This window comes from Streptomyces sp. NPDC005551 (assembly GCF_042871785.1).
In the GTDB taxonomy this organism is placed as follows: domain Bacteria; phylum Actinomycetota; class Actinomycetes; order Streptomycetales; family Streptomycetaceae; genus Streptomyces.
In genome coordinates this window covers 12,313-27,641 of the sequence record NZ_JBIAJE010000002.1, presented here as the reverse complement: position 1 = coordinate 27,641, position 15,329 = coordinate 12,313, and the positions used below count along the sequence as shown (strand labels likewise).

The window sequence follows — 15,329 nt, the reverse complement described above, 5'->3', positions numbered from 1 at the left end:
GACAGTGACGGGTCAGCCGGTGCGGCTGATCAGTCGTGGGAGTGCAGCGGCTTGCCCGCGAGTGCCAGGTGGGCCTCGCCGAGCGCCTCGTTCTGCGTCGGGTGGGCGTGGATGAGCTGGGCGACCTCGGCGGGCAGCGCCTCCCAGTTGTAGATCAGCTGGGCCTCGCCGACCTGCTCGCCCATACGGTCGCCGACCATGTGGACGCCGACCACGGCACCGTCCTTGACCTGGACGAGCTTGATCTCGCCCGCGGTCTTGAGGATCTTGCTCTTGCCGTTGCCCGCGAGGTTGTACTTCAGGGCGACGACCTTGTCCGCACCGTAGATCTCCTTGGCCTTGGCCTCGGTGATGCCCACGGAGGCGACCTCGGGGTGGCAGTACGTCACCCGGGGCACGCCGTCGTAGTCGATCGGAACGGTCTTCAGACCGGCCAGACGCTCCGCCACCAGGATGCCCTCGGCGAAGCCCACGTGCGCGAGCTGGAGGGTCGGGACCAGGTCACCGACGGCGGAGATGGTCGGCACGTTCGTGCGCATGTACTCGTCGACCAGGACGTAGCCGCGGTCCATCGCGACGCCCTGCTCCTCGTAGCCGAGGCCCTGCGAGACCGGGCCGCGTCCGACGGCGACGAGGAGGACCTCGGCCTCGAACTCCTTGCCGTCGGCCAGGGTGACCTTGACGCCGTTCTCGGTGTACTCGGCCTTCGAGAAGAAGGTGCCCAGGTTGAACTTGATGCCGCGCTTGCGGAACGCGCGCTCGAGGAGCTTGGAGGAGTTCTCGTCCTCGACGGGGACGAGGTGCTTGAGGCCCTCGATCACCGTCACCTCGGTGCCGAAGGACTTCCACGCCGAGGCGAACTCGACGCCGATGACGCCGCCGCCCAGCACGATCGCCGACTGCGGGACCCGGTCCAGGACCAGCGCGTGGTCCGAGGAGATGATCCGGTTGCCGTCGATCTCCAGGCCCGGCAGCGACTTCGGCACGGAGCCGGTCGCGAGCAGCACGTGGCGGCCCTGGACGCGCTGGCCGTTGACGTCGACGGAGGTGGGGGAGGAGAGCCGCCCCTCGCCCTCGATGTACGTCACCTTGCGGGAGGCGATGAGGCCCTGCAGACCCTTGTACAGGCCCGAGATCACGTCGTCCTTGTACTTGTGGACGGCCGCCATGTCGATGCCCTCGAAGGTGGCCTTCACACCGAACTGCTCGCTCTCGCGTGCCTGGTCGGCGATCTCACCGGCGTGCAGCAGAGCCTTGGTGGGGATGCAGCCGTTGTGCAGGCAGGTGCCGCCGACCTTGCCCTTCTCGATCAGGGCGACGTCCAGGCCCAGCTGCGCCCCGCGCAGGGCCGCGGCGTAACCGCCGCTACCGCCGCCGAGGATCACTAGGTCGAAAACGGTGCTGGCGTCGTTCGCCACGTCACGTCCTCCATGCATGTGCGCCGTACGCCGGTCGTCAGTGACCGGGCGGCGGCTGGTGTCCGGCCGCTTCTTCGGCCCTGTGGTGGGGGCCCTGTCCTGCCGAGGACCCATCTTCGCACTTGTCGGACGGAGACGGGACGCCGGGCCGGGGTGTGAGACGTCTGTTCCGTCACGTGCGGGCGGTGCGAGGACGTACGAGAGTACGGATTTCGTCGAGAGCGCAACCGCCGTACGCCCATGCGAACGAACGGCCGCGCCCCGGGCCGGGAGGCCCGGGGCGCGACGCCGTCGCGGGTGTCAGCCCAGGTCGCCCGCCGCCGTCAGCTCGGCGAGCCGGACCAGGGTGCGGACCGCGGAGCCGGTGCCGCCCTTCGGGGTGTAGCCGAAGGGGCCCTGCTCGTTGAAGGCCGGGCCGGCGATGTCGAGGTGCGCCCAGGTGATGCCCTCGCCCACGAACTCCTTCAGGAACAGGCCGGCCACCAGACCGCCGCCCATGCGCTCGCCCATGTTGGCGATGTCGGCGGTGGGGGAGTCCATGCCCTTGCGCAGGTGGGACGGGAGCGGCATCGGCCAGGACGCCTCGCCGACCTCTTCCGCGGCCTCGACGATCGCGGTGCGGAACGCGTCGTCGTTGGCCATCACGCCGAAGGTGCGGTTGCCGAGGGCCAGCACCATGGCGCCGGTCAGGGTCGCCACGTCGACGATCGCGTCCGGCTTCTCCTCGGACGCCTTCCACAGCGCGTCGGCGAGGACCAGGCGGCCCTCGGCGTCCGTGTTGAGGACCTCGACGGTCTTGCCGCTGTACATGTGCAGCACGTCGCCGGGACGGGTCGCCGAGCCCGAGGGCATGTTCTCGGCGAGCGCCAGCCAGCCGGTGACGTTGACCTCGAGGCCGAGACGGGCGGCGGCGACGACGGCGGCGAAGACCGCCGCGGCACCGCTCATGTCGCACTTCATCGTCTCGTTGTGGCCCGGCGGCTTCAGGGAGATGCCGCCCGAGTCGTAGGTGATGCCCTTGCCGACCAGGGCGAGGTGCTTCTTCGCCTTGGAGCTGGTGTACGACAGCTTGACCAGGCGGGGAGCGGCCGCGGAGCCCGCGCCGACGCCGAGAATGCCGCCGTAGCCGCCCTTGGCGAGCGCCTTCTCGTCGAGCACCTGCACCTTGATGCCGTGCTCCTTGGCCGCGGCCTGCGCGACGGCCGCGAAGGCCTCCGGGGTCAGGTCGTTCGGCGGGGTGTTGATCAGGTCGCGGGCGCGGTTGAGCTCCTCCGTGACGGCGACGGCGCGCTCGACGGCGGCCTTGTACACCTTGTCGCGGGGCTTGCCGCCGAGCAGCACGACCTCGCCCAGCGGCGCCTTGCCGCCCTTGGCGGCGGAGCCGTTCTCCTTGTACGCGTCGAAGGTGTACGCGCCGAGGAGCGCGCCCTCGCCCACGGCGCCGGCGTCGGCCGGGTCCGTGACGGGCAGCGCGAAGGCGGCCTTCTTGGTGCCGGCCAGCGCGCGGGCGGCGACGCCGGCGGCCCGGCGCAGGGACTCGGCGTCGTAGGCCTCGCCCTTCTCCTGGAGGGCGCCGAGGCCTACCGCGACCACCACGGGGGCCTTGAAACCGGACGGCGCGGGCAGCTTCGTCACCTCGCCCTCGGCGCCCGAGGCGCCCAGGGTCTCCAGGACGTCGGCGAGCCTGCCGTCGTACGCCTTGTCCACGGCTTCGGCGCCCGGTGCGACGACCGGGCCCCGGGCGCCCTTCGCGACACCGACCACGATGGCGTCGGCCCGGAGACCGGACGCCGCGGCGGTGCTGAGAGTGAGAGCAGTCACGGTGGTGAATTCTCGCTTCCGTTGAAATGTGGACGGTCGAGCGGGGGTGGGTCGACCGGGCCTGTGCACCAGACCCTAGATCGGCGGGGGGCGGCGCCTCGGACCGGGCCGGGTGATACCGGTGACGAGCCTACGCGCGCGCGGGGGTTCGCTCATTCCTTCGAACGTTCACTCCTGAGTGGCGTCATGGCCACTTATCGCCGTCGTACCCCGTGACCCGGGTCACACTCATCGGGTTCCGGTGAGCGGCCGACCCGCCGCTTTGCATCATTTCGACGGATCCTCCTCGGAACAGCCACAAGGGGATCTTTTCTGGGGGAGGACCCACATGGCGCGGAGTGCGCTCGGTTGGAGAAACACGGCGGCCGCCCTGGCGGCCGCCGGTCTGCTGGTGACGGGCCTGGGGGTGCCCGGTGCCTCGGCGGCACCGGAGCCGCGCGTCGACCTGAAGGTCCTCGTCGTGGACAACGGCGAGAGCCCCGTCGGGGCGATCACCGCCGAGCTGAGAAGCACGGGGGTCCCGTACACCACGGTGGACCTGGACGACCCGGGCCGCCCGAGGATCGACGCGGCGTTCCTGAGCGACACGGCCGGCGGCACGCCGCGGGCCAGGTACCAGGGCGTGGTGCTGCCCGACGAGGCACCGTTCGGAACCGGTTCGGCCGAGCAGAGCGCCCTGGAGGCGTACGAGAGGACGTACGGCATCCCGCAGGTGGACGCCTACACCTGGGCCCATCCGGAGGTCGGGCTCGAGTACACCAGCGAGGGCGGCTACTCCGGGAGCCTCGACGGCCAGGAGGCGGCCGTCACCACGGCGGGCCGGTCGGGCCCGTTCGGCTACCTCGAAGGCCCGCTCACCTTCGAGGACAACTCCGCCACCGCGCTGGAGAGTTACGGCTTCCTGGCGAAGCCGAGGGAGGGTTTCACCACCTACGTCGACACCGCCGTGCCCGGGGGGACGGGCCGCGCCGCGCTGGTCGGCGAGTACGCCCACGACGGGCGCCGCGAACTCGTGGTGACCTTCGCCTACAACCAGTACCAGCAGCAGTTCCGGGTCCTCGCCCGGGGCATCGTGGAATGGCTGACCCAGGGCATCCACCTCGGGCGCAGCCGCAACTACTTCGCGGTGCACGTCGACGACGTCTTCGCACCCGACGCCCGCTGGGACACCGAACGCAACTGCACGCCGGGCGAACTCGACTGCGTGGGCGGTGGCGGCGAGGAGACCACCGCCCCGGTCCGGATGACGGCGGCCGACGCCGCCTACGCCGCGCAGTGGCAGCGGACCAGCGGCTTCACCCTCGACATGGTCTACAACGCCGGTTCGGGCGAGGAGTGGAGGAGTGAGAACGGCGGCACGGACGCCCTCGCCGACCGGCTGCTCGCCGACCGGGCCGAGTACCGCTGGGTCAACCACACCTACACCCACGCCTTCCTCGGCTGCGTGCAGGACACCTCGACGGTGCCGTGGAGCTGCGCCAGGAACGCGGACGGCTCCACCCGGTACACGAGCCGCTCCGACATCTCGGCGCAGATCCGCGACAACTACGGCTGGGCCCTCGCCAAGGGCCTGCCGGTCGACCGCACCGAGCTGGTGACCGGTGAGCACTCCGGCCTCAAGTCGCTGCCGCAGCAGCCCGCCGACAACCCGAACCTGGCCGGCGCGCTCTCCGACAACGGCATCAGGTGGACCGGCTCGGACAACTCCCGTGAGCCGGACCAGCGTTCCGTGGGCGGCGCGCTGACCGTGCCCCGCTACCCGATGAACGTGTACTACAACGTGGGCACCAAGGCCGAGATGGCCGACGAGTACAACTGGATCTACACGTCCAGGGCCGACGGCGGCAGCGGCGTCTGCGAGGACAACCCCACCTCCACGTGCATGTCCGAGCCCCTCGACACGGCGACCGGCTATCTGTCGTACATCGTCCCGCAGGAGGCGCGCACCGCCCTCGGGCACGCCGTCGGCAACGACCCGCGACCGCACTACGTGCACCAGTCCAACCTCGCCGAGGACCGGCTGCTGTACCCGGTCCTGGACAAGGTGCTGGCCGGTTACCGGGCGCTCTACGCCGACAGCGCCCCGTTGGAGAACCCCCGGCAGAGCGCGATCGGCACCGAGCTCAAGCGCCGCGCCGACTGGCGGACGGCCGTCGCGAACGGCCGGGTCACCGCGTACCGCGTCGGCAGGGCCGTCACCGTCAGCGCCCCGTCCGGGACGCAGATCCCGGTGACCGCGCCCGAAGGGACCAGGAAGCAGACGCTGCTCGGCACCAGTGTGTTCGGGACGCCGTACGCGGGCAGGCGCTCGGCCTGGACCACCCCCGACACGCTGCAGACCGCGCTCCGGCTCACCCTGCCCTAGCTCGGCGGTACGTCGGAACGGCGTGGGCGGTGCCCGGGGCGGGGAGCGCCCCGGGCACACTGCCCCCCATGCGCGGGAGCGCCCGCGACCGGTTCAGTGCAGCGACAGCACGGCCAGCGCGGCCGTCGCCGCGGTCTCCGCGACCCCTCCGAACACATCGCCGGTGACACCCCCGAACCGGCGGACGCAGCGGCGCAGCAGCAGTTCGGCGGCGGCGCAGGCGGCGAGGACCGCGACCGCGCCGCGCACCACGCCGTACGGCCCGGACAGCGCGCCCGCACCCGCCGCCGCGGCGAGCACCAGCACGGCCACCACCAGCGCGTTCCCCACCGGCACCACGCCGGCGACGGCCGCGCCGAGCCCCTCGGGCCGGGCCGGCGGCACCCCCCTGCGGGCGGCCAGCGTGAGGGCGAGCCGGGCGGCGACCGCCGAGACGACCGCCGCGCACGCGCCCCGGGTCCACGAGCCGTCGTAGGCCTGGGCGAGGGCGGCCACCTGGGCGAACAGCACGAACACCAGGGTGATCACCCCGAACGGCCCGATGTCGGACTGCTTCATGATCCGCAGCGCGTCCTCCGCGGCCTTCCCGCTGCCCAGCCCGTCCGCCGTGTCGGCGAGCCCGTCGAGGTGCAGGCCCCGGGTGAGCGCGGCCGGTACCGCGGCGGTGGCCACGGCGGCCGTCAGGGGCCCAGCCCCGAGCGCCAGCAGCAGCACCCCGGCCGCGGCGGCGCCGAGCCCCACCACGAGACCGGCGACGGGCGCGCACAGCATGCCGCCACGTGCGGCGTCGCGGTCCCAGCGGGTCACCGCGACGGGCAGCACCGTCAGCGTGCCGAAGGCGAAACGGAGGCTGTCGTCGAGCGGGGTCCTGGACACCGGCGCAGGCTATCCGCCGACAGGAGGAGCGGTGACAGCGGTCGTGGATAAAGTTCGCATATGGGTCATTGGGTGTACCGCAACATCGTCGAGCCGGGCAAGCTGCCGCTGCTGCTGGCGCTCGCCTCCTTCGTCCTGACCTTCGTCGTCACGCGTGTCGTCGTCCGGATGATCCGCGCGGGCAAGGGTCCGTTCGGCAACGTGAAGGCCGGTGAGCTGCACATCCACCACGTCGTACCGGGTGTCGTGCTGACCGTGATCGGCGGCTTCGGCGCGGTGGCCAGCGCCCGGCACGGCTTCGGCGCATGCGCGTTCGCCGTGGTCTTCGGGATCGGGGCGGGACTGGTGCTCGACGAGTTCGCGCTGATCCTGCACCTCGACGACGTCTACTGGACCGAGGCCGGACGCAAGAGCGTCGAGGTCGTGGTGGTCACGGCGGCCCTGGTCGGCCTGGTCCTCGGCGGCTTCCTGCCGTTCGGGGTCAACGACCTCAGCCAGCAGGAACTGCGCGACCGCGGCGGCGTCGTCCTGAGCGTCGCCGTGAACTTCCTCTTCGCGCTGCTCGCCCTGAGCAAGGGCAAGGGGCGCACGGCGCTCTTCGGGGTGATCGTCCCGCTCGTCGCCCTGGTCGGAGCGATCCGGCTGGCCCGTCCCGGCTCACCGTGGGCCAGGCGCTTCTACCGGCGGCGGCCCCGTGCCCGGGCCAGGGCGAGACTGCGCGCCTACCACCACGACCGCCGCTGGGCGGCGCCCCGGCGCAAACTCCAGGACCTGATCGGCGGCAAGCCCGACGACCCGGAACCGGTCCGCTCCCTGCCGGACCGCTGATGACCCGCTCCCCGCCGGGACGGCGGAGGCCCGCCGCCGCCCGCCCTCAGCGGTGCGTCTCCAAATGCCTGCGGTGCAGCCACTTCGGCAGACCCGGCGCCTCCAGGAACCCCTCGGCGCGCGCCGCCGCGATCCCGATGCGCGGCAGGTCCGCGCTCTTCTCGAAGAGCAGGAACCGGGGCTCCCAGATCGGCCGGTACTTGGCGTTCGCGCGGTACAGCGACTCGATCTGCCACCAGCGGGAGAAGAAGCTGAGCAGTGAACGCCACAGCCGCAGCACCGGTCCCGCGCCGAGCCGTGAGCCCCGCTCGAAGACGGACCTGAACATCGCGAAGTTGAGCGAGACCTGCGTGATCCCGATCTCCCCGGCGCGGCGCAGGAGTTCGATCACCATGAACTCCATCAGCCCGTTGTCCGCGTCCCGGTCGCGCCGCATCAGGTCCAGCGACAGCCCGTGCGGGCCCCACGGGACGAAGGACAGCAGCGCCCGCAACGCGCCGTCGCCATCGGTGCATTCGAGCATCACGCACCGCCCGTCCTCGGGATCGCCGAGCCTGCCGAGCGCCATCGAGAAACCGCGCTCGGTGGCGCCGTCCCGCCAGTCGTCCGCCCGCTCCAGGAGGTACGTCATCTCCGCGGCCGGGATGTCCTCGTGCCGCCGGATGCGGACCTGGTACCCGGCCCGCCTGACCCGGTTGAAGGCCTGCCGGACGGTGCGCATCGCGCGCCCTTCGAGCGTGAACTCGGCGATGTCCACGAGGGCTTCGTCACCCAGTTCGAGCGCGTCGAGGCCGTGCCGCGCGTAGATCGTGCCCGCCTCCTCGCTCGCGCCCATCACCGCCGGGATCCAGCCGTGCGCGCGGGCCTCGGCCAGCCAGGGCGCGATGGCGCCCGGCCAGGCCTCCGGATCGCCGACGGGGTCCCCGCTCGCCAGCGACACCCCGCCCACCACGCGGTACGCCACCGCGGCCTTGCCGGTCGGCGACCACACGACGCTCTTCTCGCGGCGCAGGGCGAAGTAGCCCAGGGAGTCGCGGTCGCCGTTCCTCTCCAGCAGGGCGCGCAGCTGCTTCTCGTCGTCCTCGGTGAGCGGGTCGACGGCGCGGCGGGAGCGGAAGGCGGCGTAGAGGACGGCGAGGACCAGCAGGGTGCCGCACCCGTTGACGGCGACGTCGACCCAGGCGGGCGTCGTGATGCCGGGGAAGTGCGCGTCGTCGGCGGCGACGGACGCGAGCCGCACGGTGCCGTAGCGCCAGCGGTCCGCGAACGTCGAACTCCGCGCGTCCGAAGCCTGGTTGGTGACCGTGACGAGGAGTGCGGCGAGCAGCGAGGTGATCAGCAGGCCGCCGGTCGCGACGGCCGCGGCGAGCCTCGGGTTCGAGCGGTCGCCCTTCGCGTAGAACTCCCGCCGGCCGACGACGAGCGACGTCACGAAGGCGGCGGTCAGGCCGAGCGAGACCCAGTTCTGCGGGTACCGGTGGACCTCGGGGAAGACCATGGCGAGGGCGAACAGCCCCAGGAACGACCCGCTGAGCACGAGGTTGAGGATCCACGCGGCCCGTTTGCGGCGTCGCATGGTGAGGGCGAGGAACATCGTGAAGACACCGGACGCGAAGCCCGCCGTCAGCAGATACGGCGTGAAGTAGTTCTCCGTGTTGTGCCGCCGCACGTCCTGCCCGAGGGAGACCCACCCGGCGCTCAGGAAGTTGACGAACGCGACGCCCCGCAGATACCGGACGGCGAACGCCGCGGCCCTGCGTGGGGCGCCGGCGGACCGGGGGACTCGCTCGCCCTGCCGGGCCGGGCCCCGTTCCCGCTCAGTGGCAATTCGGACATCTCCCATGACGGGGGATGATAAGTCCCGAACCCCCAAGAAAACGGCCGCCACGACACGTCCCAGGGGCGCGAGGAACCGCGCACCGAACCCCACCCCACCCGCACATCACAGCGCCGCCCGCAGAGCCCGGTCAGGGGCGCGAGGAACCGCGCACCGAGCCCACCCCACCCGCACGTCACAGCGCCGCCCGCAGAGCCCCCTCAGGGGCGCGAGGAACTGCGCGCCCAGCCCCGCACGACCCGCAGCCGCGGCACCACCGCCCCCCGCCCCCCCGGGGCGAGCTCAGTCGCCCCCGCCCCCCGGGGCGAACCCTCGGCCGTCACCCCGCCGGGGAGGCGCCGGCCCCCTCGGCCACCCCGGGGACTTCCCCGCCCCCGGGAAGCGACCCGACCCCGTCGAGCCCCCCGGCGTCACCGGTCCCGGAGACCTCCGGCAACTCCGCCGCCAACGCCGCCGCAGCCTGCACCAACGGCAGCGCCAGCAACCCCCCGGCCCCCTCACCCACGGTGACCCCATGGTCGAGAAGGGGCTCGAGCGCCATCCGGTCGAGCGCCTTCGCCTGCGCCGGCTCCCCGCTGTTCTGCCCGGCCAGCCACCAGTCCGGCGCCCGGAAGGCGACCCGCTGCCCGACCAGGGCGCACGCGGCGGAGACCACCCCGTCGAGGATCACCGGCGTCTTGCGCACCGCACACTGCAGCAGGAACCCGGTCATCGCGGCGAGGTCGGCCCCGCCGACCGCGGCGAGCAGCTGGAGCTGGTCCCCGAGCACGGGCCGCGCCCGGCGCAACGCGTCCCGCACCGCCGCGCACTTGCGCATCCACGCGAGGTCGTCGATCGGCCGTCCGCCCCGCCCGGTGACCACCGACGCGTCGGTCCCGCACAGCGCGGCGACGAGCACCGCCGCCGCGGTCGTCCCGCCGACGCTCACATCACCGAGGACGACGAGATCCGTACCGGAGTCCGCCTCCTCGTCCGCGACGGCGACCCCCGCGCGGAACGCCGCCTCGGCCTCGTCGAGGCTCAGCGCGTCCTCGACGTCGATCCGCCCCGACCCGCGCCGCACGCGGTGCCGTACCACCTCGTCGGGCAGTCCGTCCGGGTCGCAGTCCAGGGCCATGTCGACGATCCGCACCGGCACGCCGAGCCGACGGGCCAGGATCGCGGCGGGGCTGCCGCCCTCCAGGAGCGCGCGCACCAGCAGCCCGGCGCTGCCCGCGGGCCGCGCCGACACGCCGAGTCCGGCGATCCCGTGGTCGCCGGCGAACAGCACCACGCGAGGGCGCTCGACCGGCCGCACCGGCACCGCGGACTGCGCCGCCGCCAGCCACTCGCCCAGCTCGTCGAGGCGGCCGAGCGAGCCCGGCGGCACGCCCTGCCGCTCCCTGCGCGCCTCGGCGTCACGGCGCACACCCCCGTCGGGGCGCTCGATGAGATCGGTGAAGTCGTCGAGATTTAGCGAGCTCATTCGCCGAACAGTACCGGCCGCGGTCGAACACGGCGGAGTCACGTCATTGCACCCATGATCGAGATCCCCTACGTTCCGGTTTGCATCGAATTGCCACCCGGGTCCAGGAGCCGCTCATGACCCCCACTCCACGGACGAGCGCCCTGCGCCGCGCCGCATACCTCAGTGAACTCGCCCAGGGCACCGACCGCTTCCACGAACCGCGCCGCGAGGACTGCCCGTGGTGCGGGTCGACACGGCTGCGCACCCGGCTGCGCACCCCCAATCCGCGCCGGCACCAGCCCGGCACCTTCGTCGTCGACGAGTGCCGGAGCTGCGCCCACGCCTTCCAGAACCCCCGGCTCACCGCCGAGGGTCTGGCCTTCTACCACCTCGACTTCCACGAGGGACACGACGATTTCGCGGAACGCATCCTCGCCCTGCGCGGCAGCCGCCGGCGCCACCGCGCCGCCGCCCGCACGATGCTGCGCTTCCCGGAGCCGGAGAGCTGGCTGGACGTCGGCACCGGGCACGGGCACTTCGCGCAGACGGCGAAGGAGATCCACCCCTACACCGCCTTCGACGGAATCGACGCCACCGCGCGCATCGAGAGGGCGTACGCGGCCGGACGCGTCGACGAGGCCCATCTGGGCCGGCTCACCGACCCCGGGATCGCCGAGCGGGTGCGGGGCCGTTACGACGTGGTGAGCATGTTCCACCATCTGGAGCACACCCCCGACCCGCGCGGTGAACTGCGCGCGGCGCTGGCCGCCCTGCGGCCCGGCGGGCACCTTCTGATCGAAGTACCCGATCCCGCCTGCGTGTTCGGCATGCTGCTCGGCCGCTGGTGGGTCAACTCCGGGCAGCCGCAGCACCTGCATCTGATGCCGCTGCCCAACCTGCTCGCCGAACTGGAGTCCCTCGGCTGCGAGATCGTCGCCACCGACCGCCGGGAACCCCACATCCCCTACGACCTGACGGGCGCCCTCGCCCTGGCCCTCGCGCGTCTGCTGCCCGACGTCGACGCCCCCTGGCGGGCCAAACCCCCCACCGAACTCCAGCGTGCCGTCCGCACGGTCCTGACGAGGGCCACCGTCCCCCTGCTCCTCGCGGCCTCGGTCCTGGACCACGTCCTGGCCCCGCTGTTCAGCCGCACCCGCTTCTCGAACGCGTACCGGATCATCGCCCGCCGCGGGGCCTGAGCCGCCGTCAGGTCCGCAGCGGCAGCGCCTGCCCCGCCACCACCAGCAGCACGTGCTCGCACTCCGCCGCGAACGCGGAGTTGAGCCGCCCCAGTTCGTCGCGGTAGCGGCGGCCGGACGCCGTCGCAGGGACGATGCCGGACCCGACCTCGTTGGAGACGGCGACGAGGGTCCGGCGGGTGCGGCGCACCGCGTCCGTCAGCTCCGCGACCCGCTTGCGCAGGGCGCGTTCACCGCCGCTCGCCCACTCCGCGTCGTCCCAGGCGCCGACCGCGTCCATCGCGTCCGTCAGCCACAGGGACAGGCAGTCGATGAGCAGCGGGGGACCGTCCTCGGCCAGCAGCGGCACCAGGTCGCAGGTCTCGGCGGTCCGCCAGGAGCCCGGCCGGCGCTCCCGGTGGGCGTGCACCCGGGACGCCCACTCGCCGTCCCCGGCGCGGGTGCCGCCCGTCGCCACGTACAGCACCTCCGGGAAGGCCTCCAGCCGGCGCTCGGCCTCGACGGACTTGCCGGAGCGGGCGCCGCCCAGCACGAGGGTGCGGCGCGGCACGTCCGGTACGTCCTCGTACCCGCCGACGGTCAGTGTCGTACCGTCCGGCACCGCCCGGGCCCCGGCGGCGGCGAGCCGGCGGTGCAGTTCGGGGCCCGGCGGCACGTCGTGGTCGAGGTGCACGGCGACGACGTCGCTCGTCGGCCCCACCGCCCCGGCCGCCCGCAGCCTCGCCAGCGCGTCCGGCCGGCCCACGACGTCGGCGGCGACCAGGTCGTACGCCCCGGCGTTCTCGTCGAGCCCGGCGGGCGCCGCCCCCGGCGGCAGATACAGCAGCCGCTGCCCGTCGGGGCCCGTCACCGCGTATCCGGTGCCGGGCGCGTCCATCGGCACGGCCCGCACCCGATGCCCGGTGAGCAGCGCAAGCTCCCGCCCGTCGGGCACCCGTCCGGGCTGCGGCACGCCCGCGGGGACCTCGACGGCGGGGCCGTTGTGCGGATGCGAGAGCAGCACCTGTCGTACGCCACCCAGCGAGCGTCCGGCGCGGGCGGCGGCGAACGCGGCCCCCGGGGTGAGGTCGAGCAGCAGCGTCCCGTCGACGAGCAGCGCGGTCGCCGCCCGCGCGTCGGCGCCGAGCGCGGTCGCGCACGCGGCGCAGGGACAGTCGGGGCGGGGCAGGCCCGCCGGGGCACCGGTGCCGAGCAGAGTCAGTTCCACGAAGCTGATTTTCGCCTGTCGGTGCAGGTCTTGCGCGTCCGGCTAGGCTTCGGGCAGGGGCGGGATCTTGTCCGGCCCCTGCTGTGCAGTGTGCTCATACCTGGGAGGCGTACATGGCGGCATGGACGTGGCGGTTCGAGAAGGCGGACGGGGCGGAGGTCGCGCCCTCGGTCGTGCCGGAGGAGTTCACCACGCAGGGGGACGCCGAGTCGTGGATCGGTGAGCACTGGAAGGACCTCGCGGACGGAGGTGCCGACCAGGTGCGGCTGTTCGAGGACACCACGGAGATCTACGGTCCGATGAGCCTGCAGGCCGAGGAGGCGTAGCTCCACGTGCTGCCGGGGGCACACCCCCCCGGCAGCACTCCGCACGGCGAGAGCTCGCGCGGGGCCGGGCGGCTCACTGCTCGCCGAGCGTCACGTCGGCCGTCCTCTCGCCGCCGTTCCGGGTGTACGTCACCCTGATCCGCTCGCCGGGCTGCTCGGCCGCCAGGGCCTCGGTCAGCGAGGTGATCGTCCCGATGTCCGTGTCCCCGAACCGGGTGATGATGTCGCCCGGTTCGATGCCGGCCCTGTCGGCCGCCCCGCCCCTGCGCACCTCGACCACGGCGACCCCCGTGGCCCGGTAGCCGGCGTCGACGACCGTGCGGCCGGTGATGCCGAGCGCGGCCCGGCCCGAGTCGGTGACCCGGCCGTCCGCGATGATCTGGTCGGCGACCGTGCGCACCATCGACGCCGGGATCGCGAAGCCGATCCCGGGCGCGGCGCCGTTCCCGAGGCCGGGGTCCGTCGCGGCCAGCGTCGGGATGCCGATGACCCTGCCGTCCAGGTCCACCAGCGCGCCGCCGCTGTTGCCGGGGTTGATCGCGGCCGACGTCTGCACCATGTTCGCGATCGTCGCGCCGGTCCCGCCGCCCGAGCTGCCCTCGCTGACGGTGCGCCCGGTCGCCGAGACGATGCCCTGCGTCACGCTGGACGACAGTCCGAGCGGCGAGCCCATCGCGAGGACGATCTGCCCGACCGCCACCTTCGACGAGTCGCCCAGCGGCGCCGCCTTCAGACCGTCGGGCACCTTGTCCAGCTTGACGACGGCCAGATCCTGCTCCGGGTACGCGTAGACGAGCCGGGCCGTCAGCACGTCCTCGCTGTTCGCCGTCGTCACCCGGAACGTCTTCTCGTTCCCCACCACGTGCGCGTTGGTGACGATGTGCCCCCGGCCGTCGTACACGACCCCCGAGCCGAGATCGTCGCGTGCCTGGATCTGCACCACCGACGGCAGGACGTCCCTGATGACCCTCTGGTAGGCGTCCTGGAGGTCACCGGCGGTCCTGGGGACGGCGGCGGCCCCGGCCGTCGTAGCACCGGCCCCGGTGACCGACGGGCCGGCCGCGGCACAGCCCGCGAGCAGGGCCGCGGAACAGACGACGGCGGCCGCGAACAGCCGCGGACGGGTGCGGGCACGGGAAGCGTCCATGCCCGAAGTGTTCCGTCCGGGCGCCGGACCGGCCTCCGCTGCACACCCGAACAGGCGGTGTCCGTCCGCCCGTACGTCCGCACGGGGGACTCGCGGTGTCCCGAAGCCTCACGTCCGCACGGGGCGGGCCTCTCAGCCGCGCACTCCGCACAGATGCAGCAGCGCCGCCACCTGGCGGTAGGGATCCGTGCGCCCGGCCCGCTCCTCGGCGGCCAGCAGGACGTCCACGTCCGACGGCACCGCGGCCCCGTCCGCCGCCAGGTCCGTGAAGACCCGCACCCCGTACCAGGCGTGCAGCGGCGCCCCGATGCCCAGGAGGGTCGACGTCAGGGTGGCGAGCCGGTCGGCGCGGACGTCGAGGCCGAGCCGGTTCCGGTACGCGACCGTGTCGAACGCCTCCAGCGCACCCCGCCAGTCCCCGGCCAGCCCCGGCCGCATGGCCAGCGCGTCCGCGTTCCGCACGAGAAGCGAGAGGAGTCCGCCGGGCGCCAGCATCCGGGCCATCCCCGCGAGCAGCGCGTCCGGCTCCTCGACGTACATCAGCACGCCGTGACACAGCACCACGTCGAAGCTGCCGGGCAGGAAGTGGACCCCCGTCTCCCGGCCGTCGCCCTCGACGAGCCGGACCCGCCCCTGGATGCCCTCGGGTTCCGCCGCCAGCGCCTCGCGGGCGACGGCCAGCATCCGCGCGTCCTTCTCCAGGCCGGTGACCTGGTGCCCGGCGCGGGCCAGCCGCAGCGCCTGCGTGCCCTGGCCCATACCGACGTCCAGAACCCGCAGCCGCTGCCCGACCGGGAACCGGCCGGCTATCTGCTCGTCGAGCTGCCGGGCCACCAGCTCCTGCCGCACCACATCACG

At 73.3% G+C, this 15,329-nt stretch carries 12 protein-coding genes; 4 read left to right on the top strand and 8 right to left on the bottom strand.

Annotated features, from left to right (window positions below; all coding sequences use genetic code 11):
- Nucleotides 1–29: 29 nt before the first annotated feature.
- Together lpdA and ACFYP4_RS04375 are read right to left on the bottom strand one after the other, a co-directional pair.
- Nucleotides 30–1,418: a dihydrolipoyl dehydrogenase gene (gene lpdA / locus ACFYP4_RS04380; RefSeq protein WP_358855922.1), complete on the bottom strand. Its 1,389-nt coding sequence runs from the start codon at nucleotides 1,416–1,418 to the stop codon at nucleotides 30–32.
- Nucleotides 1,419–1,718: 300 nt separating this feature from the next.
- Nucleotides 1,719–3,239, bottom strand: a complete 1,521-nt coding sequence (locus tag ACFYP4_RS04375) for a leucyl aminopeptidase (RefSeq protein WP_358855921.1) — start codon at nucleotides 3,237–3,239, stop codon at nucleotides 1,719–1,721.
- 328 nt (nucleotides 3,240–3,567) lie between these two features.
- Between ACFYP4_RS04375 and ACFYP4_RS04370 the strand changes: the two genes are divergently transcribed.
- Nucleotides 3,568–5,604, top strand: a complete 2,037-nt coding sequence (locus tag ACFYP4_RS04370) for a hypothetical protein (RefSeq protein ID WP_388782760.1) — start codon at nucleotides 3,568–3,570, stop codon at nucleotides 5,602–5,604.
- A gap of 93 nt (nucleotides 5,605–5,697) precedes the next feature.
- Here the strand turns inward: ACFYP4_RS04370 and ACFYP4_RS04365 are convergent, their stop codons facing one another.
- Nucleotides 5,698–6,480 (bottom strand): adenosylcobinamide-GDP ribazoletransferase, encoded by a 783-nt coding sequence (locus ACFYP4_RS04365; RefSeq protein WP_388782757.1) that lies wholly within the window; start codon nucleotides 6,478–6,480, stop codon nucleotides 5,698–5,700.
- Between the two features lie 60 nt (nucleotides 6,481–6,540).
- On the opposite strand from ACFYP4_RS04365, the gene ACFYP4_RS04360 reads away from it, so the two are divergent.
- Nucleotides 6,541–7,308 (top strand): hypothetical protein, encoded by a 768-nt coding sequence (locus ACFYP4_RS04360; protein ID WP_358855918.1) that lies wholly within the window; start codon nucleotides 6,541–6,543, stop codon nucleotides 7,306–7,308.
- Between the two features lie 46 nt (nucleotides 7,309–7,354).
- On the opposite strand, the gene ACFYP4_RS04355 is transcribed toward ACFYP4_RS04360, so the two are convergent.
- Both ACFYP4_RS04355 and cobT read right to left on the bottom strand, forming a co-directional pair.
- A complete protein-coding gene (locus ACFYP4_RS04355) occupies nucleotides 7,355–9,151 on the bottom strand; it encodes a phosphatidylglycerol lysyltransferase domain-containing protein (RefSeq protein ID WP_358855917.1) in 1,797 nt (598 codons plus the stop codon).
- Between the two features lie 313 nt (nucleotides 9,152–9,464).
- A complete protein-coding gene (gene cobT / locus ACFYP4_RS04350) occupies nucleotides 9,465–10,610 on the bottom strand; it encodes a nicotinate-nucleotide--dimethylbenzimidazole phosphoribosyltransferase (RefSeq protein WP_388782753.1) in 1,146 nt (381 codons plus the stop codon).
- A 116-nt stretch (nucleotides 10,611–10,726) separates the two neighbouring features.
- Here cobT and ACFYP4_RS04345 point away from each other — a divergent pair, with 116 nt between their 5' ends.
- Nucleotides 10,727–11,791, top strand: a complete 1,065-nt coding sequence (locus tag ACFYP4_RS04345) for a class I SAM-dependent methyltransferase (RefSeq protein WP_388782750.1) — start codon at nucleotides 10,727–10,729, stop codon at nucleotides 11,789–11,791.
- Between the two features lie 7 nt (nucleotides 11,792–11,798).
- Here ACFYP4_RS04345 and ACFYP4_RS04340 read toward each other — a convergent pair whose 3' ends face one another.
- Nucleotides 11,799–12,998 (bottom strand): bifunctional adenosylcobinamide kinase/adenosylcobinamide-phosphate guanylyltransferase, encoded by a 1,200-nt coding sequence (locus tag ACFYP4_RS04340; RefSeq protein WP_358855861.1) that lies wholly within the window; start codon nucleotides 12,996–12,998, stop codon nucleotides 11,799–11,801.
- Nucleotides 12,999–13,111: 113 nt separating this feature from the next.
- Between ACFYP4_RS04340 and ACFYP4_RS04335 the strand changes: the two genes are divergently transcribed.
- Nucleotides 13,112–13,324, top strand: a complete 213-nt coding sequence (locus ACFYP4_RS04335) for a hypothetical protein (RefSeq protein ID WP_358855860.1) — start codon at nucleotides 13,112–13,114, stop codon at nucleotides 13,322–13,324.
- A gap of 73 nt (nucleotides 13,325–13,397) precedes the next feature.
- Here ACFYP4_RS04335 and ACFYP4_RS04330 read toward each other — a convergent pair whose 3' ends face one another.
- Together ACFYP4_RS04330 and ACFYP4_RS04325 are read right to left on the bottom strand one after the other, a co-directional pair.
- Nucleotides 13,398–14,471 carry a trypsin-like peptidase domain-containing protein gene (locus ACFYP4_RS04330; protein ID WP_358855859.1) on the bottom strand — a complete coding sequence of 358 codons (1,074 nt, stop codon included), beginning with the start codon at nucleotides 14,469–14,471 and terminating at the stop codon, nucleotides 13,398–13,400.
- A gap of 132 nt (nucleotides 14,472–14,603) precedes the next feature.
- Nucleotides 14,604–15,305, bottom strand: coding sequence for a methyltransferase domain-containing protein (locus ACFYP4_RS04325; RefSeq protein ID WP_358855864.1), 702 nt, complete (start codon nucleotides 15,303–15,305; stop codon nucleotides 14,604–14,606).
- Between the last annotated feature and the right edge of the window lie 24 nt (nucleotides 15,306–15,329).

Bases quoted from the DNA above. Each gene is read 5' to 3' on its own strand.
- ACFYP4_RS04370 (WP_388782760.1), top strand. From the start codon at position 3,568: ATGGCGCGGAGTGCGCTCGGTTGGAGAAACACGGCGGCCGCCCTGGCG.
- ACFYP4_RS04360 (WP_358855918.1), top strand. From the start codon at position 6,541: ATGGGTCATTGGGTGTACCGCAACATCGTCGAGCCGGGCAAGCTGCCG.
- ACFYP4_RS04355 (WP_358855917.1), bottom strand. From the start codon at position 9,151: ATGGGAGATGTCCGAATTGCCACTGAGCGGGAACGGGGCCCGGCCCGG.
- cobT (WP_388782753.1), bottom strand. From the start codon at position 10,610: ATGAGCTCGCTAAATCTCGACGACTTCACCGATCTCATCGAGCGCCCC.
- ACFYP4_RS04345 (WP_388782750.1), top strand. From the start codon at position 10,727: ATGACCCCCACTCCACGGACGAGCGCCCTGCGCCGCGCCGCATACCTC.
- ACFYP4_RS04335 (WP_358855860.1), top strand. From the start codon at position 13,112: ATGGCGGCATGGACGTGGCGGTTCGAGAAGGCGGACGGGGCGGAGGTC.
- ACFYP4_RS04330 (WP_358855859.1), bottom strand. From the start codon at position 14,471: ATGGACGCTTCCCGTGCCCGCACCCGTCCGCGGCTGTTCGCGGCCGCC.